Origin of the sequence: Actinokineospora spheciospongiae, from assembly GCF_000564855.1 — a bacterium.
GTDB lineage: Bacteria > Actinomycetota > Actinomycetes > Mycobacteriales > Pseudonocardiaceae > Actinokineospora > Actinokineospora spheciospongiae.
The window spans coordinates 1-10543 of sequence record NZ_AYXG01000116.1; the positions used below are offsets into that span (position 1 = coordinate 1).

15 protein-coding genes are annotated in these 10543 nt (G+C 73.2%); 10 read left to right on the forward strand and 5 right to left on the reverse strand.

Annotated features, from left to right (window positions below):
- Nucleotides 1-186: 186 nt before the first annotated feature.
- Complete coding sequence (locus tag UO65_RS37435) at nt 187-348, forward strand: hypothetical protein (protein WP_181400002.1); 162 nt, start codon at nt 187-189, stop codon at nt 346-348.
- Between the two features lie 10 nt (nt 349-358).
- Here UO65_RS37435 and soxR read toward each other — a convergent pair whose 3' ends face one another.
- Together soxR and UO65_RS16340 are read right to left on the reverse strand one after the other, a co-directional pair.
- Complete coding sequence (gene soxR / locus UO65_RS16335) at nt 359-823, reverse strand: redox-sensitive transcriptional activator SoxR (protein ID WP_035283411.1); 465 nt, start codon at nt 821-823, stop codon at nt 359-361.
- 10 nt (nt 824-833) lie between these two features.
- Entirely contained in the window at nt 834-1376 is a 543-nt protein-coding gene (locus tag UO65_RS16340; RefSeq protein WP_035283413.1) for an RNA 2'-phosphotransferase, read from the reverse strand.
- Nucleotides 1377-1465: 89 nt separating this feature from the next.
- Between UO65_RS16340 and UO65_RS16345 the strand changes: the two genes are divergently transcribed.
- The gene (locus tag UO65_RS16345) at nt 1466-2125 is read left to right on the forward strand and encodes a thiamine pyrophosphate-dependent enzyme (protein WP_035283415.1); all 660 of its coding nucleotides are present in this window, start codon (nt 1466-1468) and stop codon (nt 2123-2125) included.
- Between the two features lies 1 nt (nt 2126).
- The gene (locus tag UO65_RS16350; RefSeq protein ID WP_200873383.1) at nt 2127-3065 is read left to right on the forward strand and encodes a transketolase family protein; all 939 of its coding nucleotides are present in this window, start codon (nt 2127-2129) and stop codon (nt 3063-3065) included.
- Here UO65_RS16350 and UO65_RS35875 read toward each other — a convergent pair.
- Nucleotides 3062-3346, reverse strand: a complete 285-nt coding sequence (locus UO65_RS35875; protein WP_146241247.1) for a hypothetical protein — start codon at nt 3344-3346, stop codon at nt 3062-3064. The genes UO65_RS16350 and UO65_RS35875 overlap by 4 nt on opposite strands.
- Before the next feature lie 142 nt (nt 3347-3488).
- Here UO65_RS35875 and hisH point away from each other — a divergent pair, with 142 nt between their 5' ends.
- Nucleotides 3489-4121: an imidazole glycerol phosphate synthase subunit HisH gene (hisH, locus tag UO65_RS16360; RefSeq protein WP_035283418.1), complete on the forward strand. Its 633-nt coding sequence runs from the start codon at nt 3489-3491 to the stop codon at nt 4119-4121.
- Between the two features lie 44 nt (nt 4122-4165).
- Entirely contained in the window at nt 4166-4897 is a 732-nt protein-coding gene (priA, locus tag UO65_RS16365; RefSeq protein WP_035283419.1) for a bifunctional 1-(5-phosphoribosyl)-5-((5-phosphoribosylamino)methylideneamino)imidazole-4-carboxamide isomerase/phosphoribosylanthranilate isomerase PriA, read from the forward strand.
- A gap of 13 nt (nt 4898-4910) precedes the next feature.
- On the opposite strand, the gene UO65_RS16370 is transcribed toward priA, so the two are convergent.
- A complete protein-coding gene (locus tag UO65_RS16370) occupies nt 4911-5288 on the reverse strand; it encodes a PPOX class F420-dependent oxidoreductase (RefSeq protein ID WP_035283420.1) in 378 nt (125 codons plus the stop codon).
- 133 nt (nt 5289-5421) lie between these two features.
- Here UO65_RS16370 and UO65_RS16375 point away from each other — a divergent pair, with 133 nt between their 5' ends.
- Entirely contained in the window at nt 5422-7062 is a 1641-nt protein-coding gene (locus UO65_RS16375) for an alkaline phosphatase D family protein (protein WP_200873384.1), read from the forward strand.
- A 50-nt stretch (nt 7063-7112) separates the two neighbouring features.
- Here the strand turns inward: UO65_RS16375 and UO65_RS16380 are convergent, their stop codons facing one another.
- Nucleotides 7113-7688, reverse strand: a complete 576-nt coding sequence (locus UO65_RS16380) for a S1 family peptidase (protein ID WP_035283421.1) — start codon at nt 7686-7688, stop codon at nt 7113-7115.
- A 445-nt stretch (nt 7689-8133) separates the two neighbouring features.
- On the opposite strand from UO65_RS16380, the gene UO65_RS16385 reads away from it, so the two are divergent.
- The 4 genes from UO65_RS16385 (at nt 8134) to hisI (ending at nt 10250) form a co-directional block, all read left to right on the forward strand.
- Entirely contained in the window at nt 8134-8664 is a 531-nt protein-coding gene (locus UO65_RS16385; RefSeq protein ID WP_035283422.1) for a hypothetical protein, read from the forward strand.
- Between the two features lie 97 nt (nt 8665-8761).
- Nucleotides 8762-9535 (forward strand): imidazole glycerol phosphate synthase subunit HisF, encoded by a 774-nt coding sequence (gene hisF, locus UO65_RS16390; RefSeq protein WP_035283423.1) that lies wholly within the window; start codon nt 8762-8764, stop codon nt 9533-9535.
- The gene (locus UO65_RS16395; RefSeq protein ID WP_035283424.1) at nt 9532-9897 is read left to right on the forward strand and encodes a hypothetical protein; all 366 of its coding nucleotides are present in this window, start codon (nt 9532-9534) and stop codon (nt 9895-9897) included. Before hisF ends, UO65_RS16395 begins: the two co-directional genes overlap by 4 nt.
- A complete protein-coding gene (gene hisI, locus UO65_RS16400; protein ID WP_035283425.1) occupies nt 9894-10250 on the forward strand; it encodes a phosphoribosyl-AMP cyclohydrolase in 357 nt (118 codons plus the stop codon). The genes UO65_RS16395 and hisI overlap by 4 nt, the downstream gene beginning before the upstream one ends.
- Nucleotides 10251-10543: the final 293 nt, after the last annotated feature.

Sequence of the window (10543 nt, forward strand, 5' to 3'; positions counted from 1 at the left end):
ACACATCCACCCACCCGGGCAGGGCCGTAGCCGGGGCGGCGGTTTTCGGGGTGGTCGGCCTGCGTTCAGGACCTCCACCCACCTGGGCAGTGGCTCGCCGGGCCGGGGGTTTGGGGTGGTCAGCCTGCTCTGAGGACATGCTCTAGGGTTCGACCCGCCACCCGGATCGAGAGCGGAGCGCGCACAGTGCCCAAGGAAGTCGTGGTCATCGCCCTGATCGCCCTCGCGGGCATCCTCGTCGGTGGTGTCTACTCCACGTACAAGACCGCCAAGGTCGCCGCCGTCGTCCTGGGCCTGCTCGCCCTGGTCGCGGCGGGCGGCGCCGTCGCCTGGTACGTCTCCGGCTGATCCGGGCGGGTCAGCCGATCCCGCCCTCGGTGCGCGCCTTCAACTTCGGTGCCCCGGGGCCGAACTGGGCCAGCCGGTCGTCGGTGTTCGCCAGCAGGCAGGACTTCAACGACAGGCACCCGCACCCGATGCAGGTGTCGAGGTTGTCGCGCAGTCGTTGCAGCGAGTCGATCCGGGCGTTCAGCTCGCCGCGCCAGGTCTTCGACAGCCGGTGCCAGTCCGACTTGGTCGGGGTGCGCTGGTCGGGGAGGGTGGCCAGGGCGTCGCGGATCTCCTCCAGGCTCAGGCCCACCCGCTGCGCCGTGCGGATGAACGCCAGCCGCCGCAGGACCGCCCGGGGGTAGCGCCGCTGGTTGCCCGCGGTGCGCACCGAGTGGATCAGCCTGCGTTCCTCGTAGAAGCGCAGCGCGGTGTGCGGCACGCCACTGCGGTCGGCGACCTCGCCGATGGTCAGCACGTCGGGGAGCTTGGACACCCTCCCGAGACTACCCGCGACCTCCAGGTAGGTCGAAGTACCGCGGCGGCACCCCGGCGGTGAGCCACACCCCGTTCTCGCTGCGGTGGAACACGTGCCCGTCGGCGGCCATCACCGCGGCGCGCACCACCAGCACCACCGGCCTGCCGCGCCGCGCCCCGACCGCCAGGGCCGTGTCCTCGGTCGCCGACAGGTGCACGTGCTGTCGGTTCATCGGCCGCAGCCCCTCGGCGGCGATCGCGCCCAGGGCCGCCGCGACCGTGCCGTGGTAGAGCACCGCGGGCGGGTCGAGCGGGGGCAGGCCGAGGTCGACCGGCACGCTGTGGCCCTGGCTGGCGCGGATGCGGGTGCCGGTCCCGTCGAAGGCGAAGCGGCGCTTGTTGTTGCGCGCCACCACCTCCTCCAGCTCCGCCCGGTCCAGGCCCAGCGCGGCCAGCACGTCGGCGACGGGGACCCAGCCCGCCCCGTCCAGGGTCAGCCCGGCGCTCGCCGGGTCGTGCCGGAGCACCTTCGACAGCCGCTTGGACCGCCGGATCATCTGCTTGTCGTCCATCTCGACACCGAGTGCACCACACCGGCGGCATTCCGCGCGACGGAGTTGACTGTTGACCTCCAGCGCACTGGAGGTCGCACAGTCGTCCCATGAACACCTACGCGGAACTGCCCGCCCTCTACGACCGCCTGATCGGCGACGAGAAGCACCACCTCGCCGCCACCTCGACCCTCGACGTGCTGTGGGTCCTGTACGACCGGGTCCTGCGCGTCGACCCGGCCCACCCCGACGCCCCCGACCGCGACCGCTTCCTGCTGTCCAAGGGGCACGGCCCGATGGCCTACTACGCCATCCTGGCGGCCAAGGGCTTCTTCGAGAAGTCCACACTGGACAACTGGCTCGACTTCGGCTCGATCCTGGGGTACCACCCCGACCGCACGCTGGTCCCGGGCGTGGAGATCGGCTCCGGTTCGCTCGGCCACGGCCTGCCGATCGCCCTGGGCCAGGCGATCGGGCTGTCCGGGCCGCGGGTGTTCGTGCTGCTCGGCGACGGTGAGCTGGACGAGGGCAGCAACCACGAGGCCATCGCGGTGGCGGGCCGCCGCGGGCAGGCGAACCTGACCGCGGTGGTGGTCGACAACGCCAGCGCCACCCACGGCTGGCCCGGCGGCATCGCCGCCCGCTTCGCCGTCGAGGGCTGGGTGACCGCCACCGCCGACGGCCGCGACCACGACGCGCTGGAGCGCGCCCTCACCACCGACCACCCCGACGCGCCGCTGGCCGTCGTCGCCGAGATCAGGGAGAACTGACATGACCACCCAGACCCACCAGACCACCCAGACCCAGCGGGCCACTGGGATGCGCGAAGCCTTCGTCCACACCCTCGCCGACGCCCTCGACCGGGACGACCGGGTGGCCCTGGTCCTCGCCGCCATCTCCGCCGACCGGTTCACCGACCAGTTGCGCCGCCACCCGAACCGGGTCGTCGACGTCGGCATCCGAGAACAGGCGATGATCGGCGTGGCGGCCGGGCTCGCCCTCACCGGCCACCGGACCGTGGTCCACTCCTACGCGCCGTTCCTCGTCGAGCGCCCCTACGAGCAGATCAAGCTCGACCTCGGCCACCAGGGCGTCGGCGCCATCCTGGTCAGCATCGGCGCCTCCCACGACGACCCGGCCACCGGCCGCACCCACCAGGCCCCCGCCGACGTCACCCTGCTCGACGCCCTCCCCGGCTGGACCATCCACGTCCCCGGCCACGGCGACGAGGTCGCCCCGCTGCTGACCGCCGCCCTCGCCACCGACGACCGGGTCTACCTGCGCCTGTCGACCAGGCAGAACACCACACCGATGCCAGCGGCACCGGGGTTCACCCCACTGCGCCACGGCGGCCTGGGCGTGGTCATCGCGGTCGGCCCGGTCCTCGACCAGGTGCTCGCGGCCACCGAGGGACTGGACGTGACGGTGCTCTACACCAACACGATCCGCCCCTTCGACCGCACCGGCCTGCGCGCAGCGGTGGACTCGTCGGCCCCCGCCGTGGTCGTGGTGGAGCCCTACCTGCGCGACACCTCCGCCGCCGAGGTCGCCACCACCCTGCGCGACCTGCCGCACCGCCAACTCAACCTCGGCACCCGCCGCGACAGTGAGTTGCGCGCCTACGGCACACCGGAACAACACGACGCGGTGCACGGCCTCGACGCGGCGGGCATCGCCGTGAGCGTGCGCGATTTCCTGCGGGTGGGTTAGACGTGCAGGACCCGGCGGCGGGCAGGCTCCTCGGCGGTGAGCGCCAGGGCCTCCCGCGCCGTGGTCGGCATCGGCTCCGGCTCGTCCACCGGCTCACCCCCGGCCCGCGCGGAAAGCACCGCCAGCGCCAACCCCACCCACAGCAGGGCGAGCGGAACAGGCCAGAACACGTCCTCGCTGGCCGCGAGGTACCCGTTGACCACCGCGGCCAGTGCGAGCGCCGCGGCGATGATCCAGCGGGAGGTCCCACCACCGTGGGTCCGGGTCAGCGAAGTCCGCACGTCTTCCTCCACCATCACACGACCAGCCCCGACAGCTTTCAGGTGAGTACCCAGGTCAGCGGCACTTTTATCGAGGCGGGCATCACAGTTCGATAACGGAGGGTTTGGCGCGGGCACCCGCGTGGGCGACTAGGCTGGAGGGGTGGCACGAGTCGTCGTACTGGACTACGGATCAGGCAACCTCCGCTCCGCCGAACGCGCCCTGCGCCGCGTCGGCGCCGACGTGGAGGTCACCGGTGACTTCACCGCGGCGGTCGAGTGCGACGCCCTGGTCGTCCCCGGCGTCGGCGCGTACGCCGCCTGCATGGAGGGCCTGCGCGCGGTCCGCGGCGACCGGATCATCGGCCGCAGGCTGGCCGGTGGGCGCCCGGTGCTGGGGATCTGCGTTGGCATGCAGGTCCTGTTCGACCGGGGCATCGAGCACGGCGTGGAGACCGACGGCTGCGCGGAGTGGCCGGGCACGGTGGACCGGTTGCGGGCGGAGGTCGTGCCGCACATGGGGTGGAACACCGTGCGGGCACCGGAGAAGTCGGTCCTGTTCGCGGGCCTCGACCCCGACGCCCGCTTCTACTTCGTGCACTCCTACGCAGCCCGCACCTGGGAGCTGAACCCCGAGCCCCCGATGATCCCGCCCCTGGTCACCTGGGCCGACCACGGCGGCCCGTTCGTGGCCGCCGCCGAGAACGGCCCGCTGGCGGCCACCCAGTTCCACCCGGAGAAGTCCGGCGACGCGGGCGCCCAACTGCTGGAGAACTGGCTCAGCGCCTCGGTGTGACCCGGGCGGGCGACCGAGTGGGGGTGGCCGGCTAGGCTGCCCGGGTGAGCTTCTACCTCCTCCCGGCCGTCGACGTCGTGGACGGCAAGGCCGTCCGCCTGACCCAGGGCGAGGCGGGCACCGAAACCACCTACGGCACCCCGCGCGACGCCGCCCACGCCTGGCAGGCCGACGGCGCCGAGTGGATTCACCTCGTCGACCTCGACGCCGCCTTCGGTCGGGGCGACAACCGCGCCCTCACCGCAGAGGTCGTCGGCAGCCTCGACGTCAAGGTCGAACTCTCCGGCGGCATCCGCGACGACGCCACCCTGGCGGCGGCACTGGCCACCGGCTGCGCCCGGGTCAACCTCGGCACCGCCGCCCTGGAGAACCCCGAGTGGTGCGCCCGGGTCCTCGCCGAGCACGGCGACCGCATCGCCATCGGCCTCGACGTCCGCCTCACCGACGGCGAGTACCGCGTCGCCACCCGGGGCTGGACCACCGACGGCGGCTCCCTCTGGGACACCCTCGACCGCCTCGACCGCGACGGCTGCACCCGCTACGTCGTCACCGACGTCAGCAAGGACGGCACCCTCACCGGCCCCAACGTCACCCTCCTGCGCGAGTTCGCCGCCCGCACCGAGTCCCCGGTCGTCGCCTCCGGCGGCGTCTCCAGCCTCGACGACCTCCGCGCCCTGTCCGCCCTCGCCGAGGAGGGCATCGAGGCCGCGATCGTGGGCAAGGCCCTCTACAACGGCAACTTCACCCTGCCCGAGGCCCTCGCCGCAGTCCGCTAGAACCTGCTGCGGCCTAATCCAAGGTCACGGCGATGGCGGCGGAGCCGTCGGCGCCGCGGCGCAGGCGGCTGCCGATCATGGTGATCCAGCCGACCAGGCCGTACTTCTTGCGGATCTTGGCCAGGCTGTCCCCGGCCTCACCCTTCGGCAGGATGCGGGCGGTTCCCGGGTACACGGGACCGGACGGGACGCCGCGGATGTCGCAGGCGGCGACCTCGACCCTGGGGTTGTTCCGGATTCGCTTCACCTTGCCCGCCACCGCGGCGGTCCAGAAGACCAGCCGGTCGCCGTCGCGGAGAATCCAGACGGGGGTGCCGACCGCGCTGCCGTCGCGCTTGAAGGTGCGGACGAGCAGGTACTTGCCGTCGCCGAGTTCGGACAGGGGCTCCATGGGGCGGACCCTAGAGCATGTTCCCGGAGCCCGCCCCCGCCGCGTGGCGGGACCGACCGGCCGGGAACGTTCACCGTGAATTCCGCCGAACAGGGGGTGTGACATCTTGCCTGGCGGTGTAACCCTGAGAGGCGTGACCACCACGCCGTTCGACCGCCGCGCGTTCCTCAAGTCCTCCGCCGTGGCCGGTGGGGCGCTGCTCGTCCCGGCCGCGCTGGCCGGGGCGGCCACCGCCGCTGCCGCCGCCCCGCCGCAGTTCGCCCACGGCGTCGCCTCCGGTGACCCGCTCCCGGACGACGTCCTGATCTGGACCCGGGTCACCCCGACCCCTGAGGCGGCCCCCGGGTCCGGGGCGGGGCCCGAGGTGGACGTGCGCTGGGAGGTGGCCACCGACGCCGCGTTCGCGTCCGTGGTGCGCTCGGGCAGCGCGCGCACCGGGCCCGCCGCCGACCACACGGTCAAGGTCGCCGTCGGCGGGCTCAGCCCGGCGACCGCCTACTTCTACCGCTTCTCCCTCGACGGCACGACCTCCGAGGTGGGGCGCACCCGCACCGCCCCGGCGACCGACGCCGCCGTGTCGAAGCTGCGCCTGGGCCTGGTGTCGTGCTCCAACTGGCAGGCGGGCTACTTCTCCGCCTACCGCCACCTCGCCGCCCGCACCGACCTGGACGGCGTCCTGCACGCCGGTGACTACCTCTACGAGTACCGGGCGGGCAGCTACACCGCGCGCGGTGTGACCATCCGCCCGCACTCCCCGGCGAACGAGATCACCACCCTGGCCGACTACCGGCAGCGGCACGCCCAGTACAAGACCGACCCGGACCTTCGCGCGCTGCACCTGGCCCAGCCCTGGTTCATCACCTGGGACGACCACGAGTACGCCAACGACACCTGGTCCGGCGGCGCGGAGAACCACCAGCCGGAGGAGGGGGACTGGAACGCCCGCAAGGCCGCCGCCCGGCAGGCGTACTTCGAGTGGATGCCGGTCCGCCAGGGACCCGGCGGGGAGATCTACCGCCGCTTCCGCTGGGGCAGGCTGGCCGAGCTGTCCATGTTGGACCTGCGCAGCTACCGCTCGCAGCAGACCACCCCCTCCTCAGGTGACCCCGGGGCCCCCGACCGCACCATCACCGGCGACGCCCAGATGGCCTGGCTCAAGTCCGGGCTGTCGGGCACCGACGCCCAGTGGAAGCTGGTCGGCAACTCGGTGATGATCACCCCGATTTCGGTGGGCAACCTCGAAGCCCGCTTCCTGGAGGCGGTCGGCGAACTCATCGGCCTGCCCGTCGGCGGTGTGGCGGCCAACTCCGACGCCTGGGACGGCTACACCGCCGACCGGCAGGAACTGCTCGGCCACCTCAAGGACAACCGCGTCAAGAACACCGTCTTCCTCACCGGCGACATCCACTCCTCCTGGGGCGCGGACGTGCCGCTCGACCGGTCCAGCTACTGGTGGAACGGCAACAGCGCGGCCGTCGAGTTCGTCACGACCTCGGTCACCAGCGACAACATCGACGACATCCTCAAGGTCGACCCGCGCACGGTCTCGGTGCTCGCCGAATCCGCGCTGCGCGTCGGGAACCCGCACCTGAAGTACGTCGAACTCGACAGCCACGGCTACTCGGTGGTCGACGTCGACCCGCAGCGCGTGCAGGTGGACTGGTTCCACCTCTCCGACCGCACCAGCCCGACCGCCACGGCGCGGCACGCCAAGTCCCTGGCCACGGTCAGCGGTTCGCAGAAGGTCACCTCGGCCTCCGGCCCGGTCGCCTAGCGCGGCGGCGGTCCCGGTCCGCGTGCCTGCGGACCGGGGCGCCACCCGGGTCAGCCCACGTAGAGGGCCAGCCCGTTCTGCGACAGCACCTGGTTGATCGGCACGTAGTAGGAGGTCCCGCCGACGGTGCAGTTGCCCGAGCCCGCGAGCAGCACGCCCACCGCCTGCGTCCCGGCGAGCACCGGGCTGCCCGCGTCGCCGAACTCGAAGCAGGTGTTCGTGCGGGTGAGGCCGGTGATCGCGCCGCCGGGGAAGTTCACCGTCTGGTTGACCGCCTGCACGGTGCCGCAGCGGTAGCCGCTCGTGGGGCTGCTGGTGCACACCGACGAGCCGATGGCGGGCGACCGCGTGCCGGTGACCGTGACCAGGCGGGAGCCGACGCGCACCTGCGCGGTCGGGGTGGAGCCCGGCGGCGGGACCGCCGCCGTCACCGGCTGCGCGGACCCGGTGCAGGCGCCGAGCACGATGACGCGGTGCGCGTTCGCGGGGGTCTTGGCGTTGAACGCCACCCGGCAGGGCACGCCGTTCACCAGGACCGTGTCGCCGCCGACGATCGCGGCGGTGGGGGCCGCCGCCGCGACCGGGGCGCCCAGGACGACCACCAGCAGCGCGATGAGTACCCGCATGGGGTCCGCCTTCCCTTTCCGCTCAGGGTAAACGGACAAAAACCCCGGCGACAGCGGCTGATCGGGCGTCGGTCCGGCTGCCCGGCGGTGCGGCACCGGTGCACCTGCCATGTCCACACAGGATCGAGCGGGTCGCCGCGCCTGCTCGACGGCGACCGGGTCGGCGTGTTCCCCGAACGCCGCACCCGCACTGACCTGCGCACCCGCGATCGCGCGGCCCCACCGCGGGCGCCCGGGCGGGAACCGATGGCCGATTCGCGCGGGATGACGAACGTCACGTCCCGCCGCCCGCGCCGACCCCGGGCACGATCCCCAGGCAGGCGACAACAGCAGCGGGATCGGCCAGGTGCCCGACCCCCCTACCGGTGAGTTTTCCCCCGTCGGGACCTGTCGGGCACCAACGCGGGTCGCTAGCGTGGCGGCGTCCGCAGAAGGTGGAGGTCCCATGCCGCCCGCTCAGCCGCTGTCCCGACTGCTCGCCGACCTGACCGGCGACCGCCAGGCGCTGCGCGGTGAGCGCGGACCCACCCTGGTCGTCGGCACCCTCCGCCGCGGCGTCGCGCTGTGGGAGTCCGCCATCGCCGACTTCGACGCGGGCGCCGACGCCGCCGTGCTCATCGACTCCGTCGAGCGCGCGCTGACCCCGGACGGGGAACTCGCCGCCGAGATCGCCCGCTCCCGCGACGTGTTCGAGCACGGCGTCCCGCTGCCGGTGGACCGCTTCCTGCTCACCGTCGCCCCGGAACTCGACGCCCTCGTCGAGCGCAGCCGGACGGTGGTGGGGGCGCTGCGCAAGGCCATCGCCCTGGAGCGCCGCTCGCGCAGCCGCTGGCGCGGCACCGGCAACCGGGCCACCGCCCTGGTGGACCGGGACCTGGTGATGGAGGACGTGCGGGTGCGGGTGCGCGGGCTGCTGGAGCAGACCACCGCCCTGATCGACGCCCTGGACCGCTTCCTGGCCCGCTCCAGCTTCTAGACCGGGTTCCGGAGGCCCGGGTTCGCGGTGCCCGCGCCACGCCCGTGGCCCGTGGTCGTCGACGATCGGGTGACCCCGACCCCGTAGGCTCGCGGGCATGCCAGTAGCTGTCCGGGTCATCCCCTGCCTCGACGTCGACGCCGGTCGGGTGGTCAAGGGGGTCAACTTCACCGACCTGGTGGACGCGGGGGACCCGGTGGCGCTGGCCGCCGCCTACGACGCCGAGGGCGCCGACGAGCTGACCTTCCTCGACGTCACCGCCTCCTCCGGCGACCGCGAGACCACCTACGACGTGGTCCGCCGCACCGCCGAGCAGGTGTTCATCCCGCTCACCGTGGGCGGCGGCGTGCGCGAGGTCGCCGACATCGACCGGCTGCTGCGCGCCGGGGCGGACAAGGTGAGCATCAACACCGCCGCCATCGCCCGCCCCGACTTCCTCCGCGAGGCCTCGCACCGCTACGGCGCCCAGTGCATCGTGCTGTCCGTGGACGCCCGCCGCGTCCCCGGGGGCGCGGAGCCGACCGCCTCCGGCTTCGAGGTGACCACCCACGGCGGCAGGCGCGGCACCGGCATCGACGCGGTCGAGTGGGCCGAGCGCGGCCAGGAACTGGGTGTCGGCGAGATCCTGCTCAACTCCATGGACGCCGACGGCACCAAGGCCGGGTTCGACCTGCCGCTGATCGAAATGGTCCGGGCCAGGGTGGACGTCCCGCTCATCGCCAGCGGCGGCGCGGGCGCCCTGGAGCACTTCGCCCCGGCGGTCGAGCGCGGCGCCGACGCGGTGCTGGCCGCCAGCGTCTTCCACTTCGGCCAACTGCGCATCGGCGAGGTCAAGGACACCCTGCGCGGCGCGGGGGTCGTGGTCCGGTGACGACCGCCCGCCCGCTGGAGGTCAGGCTGGCACTGGGCATCCTCGCCGGGGCCGCCGCCCTGTTCGTCGCCATCGCCCTGGTCCGCCTCGGCGAGGACCCGGGGGCCGTGCGGTTCCCGATCATCCTGGGCGTGCTCGGGCTCCTGGTCGTGGCCACGCTGTGGCTGCGGTGGCGGGCCGCCCGCGCCGTCGCCCTGGGCTACGCCACCGTCGCCGTCCTGGTGCACGTGCTGATCGCCCTCGGCGACCTGCCGGTGTGGGTGCGCGCCGCCTCCGGCGTGCTGGCCGCCGCGCACGCCTACGCCGTGGTCCTGCTGCTGACCCGCCCGTCGACCGAGCACTTCGCGAGGAGCACCCCGTGACCGAGCCCACCACCCTGGACCCGGCGATCGCCGCCCGGCTCAAGCGCAACGCCGACGGCCTGGTGTGCGCGGTGGCCCAGCAGTGGGACACCCGCGAGGTCCTGATGGTCGCCTGGATGGACGACGAGGCCCTGCACCGCACCCTCACCACCGGCCGCGCCACCTACTTCTCCCGCAGCCGCCAACAGCTCTGGGTCAAGGGCGACACCTCCGGCCACACCCAGAAGGTCCACGACGTCCGCCTCGACTGCGACGGCGACGCGGTGCTGGTCCTGGTCGAGCAGGAGGGCGCCGCCTGCCACACCGGCGACCCCACCTGCTTCGACGCCACGTCTCTGCTGCACCAGGACTGAGCGCAGACAGAGACGGGGCCGGAGCCAGGCTAGGGCTGGGCTGGGTTGGCCAGCCGCAGGTCACTCCGAACCCGATCGGGCACAGCAACAACAGCCGACCGCCCCGAGAACCGCCGGCCCGGCGAGCGAACTGCCCGGGTGGGTGGAGGTCCTGAGCGCAGGCCGACCGCCCCGAGAACCGGCGGCCCGGCTACGCCCCTGCCCGGGTGGGTGGAGGTGCTTGCCTAGCCGACCACCCAACAAACCGCCGGCCCGGCCACAAAATGCCCGGGTGGGTGGATGTGTTTGGCCGG

Excerpts from the sequence above, each read along its gene's own strand:
- UO65_RS16340 (WP_035283413.1), bottom strand. The coding sequence starts at position 1,376 with ATGGACGACAAGCAGATGATCCGGCGGTCCAAGCGGCTGTCGAAGGTG.
- UO65_RS16345 (WP_035283415.1), top strand. The coding sequence starts at position 1,466 with ATGAACACCTACGCGGAACTGCCCGCCCTCTACGACCGCCTGATCGGC.
- UO65_RS16350 (WP_200873383.1), top strand. The coding sequence starts at position 2,127 with ATGACCACCCAGACCCACCAGACCACCCAGACCCAGCGGGCCACTGGG.
- UO65_RS16370 (WP_035283420.1), bottom strand. The coding sequence starts at position 5,288 with ATGGAGCCCCTGTCCGAACTCGGCGACGGCAAGTACCTGCTCGTCCGC.
- UO65_RS16380 (WP_035283421.1), bottom strand. The coding sequence starts at position 7,688 with ATGCGGGTACTCATCGCGCTGCTGGTGGTCGTCCTGGGCGCCCCGGTC.
- UO65_RS16385 (WP_035283422.1), top strand. The coding sequence starts at position 8,134 with ATGCCGCCCGCTCAGCCGCTGTCCCGACTGCTCGCCGACCTGACCGGC.
- hisF (WP_035283423.1), top strand. The coding sequence starts at position 8,762 with ATGCCAGTAGCTGTCCGGGTCATCCCCTGCCTCGACGTCGACGCCGGT.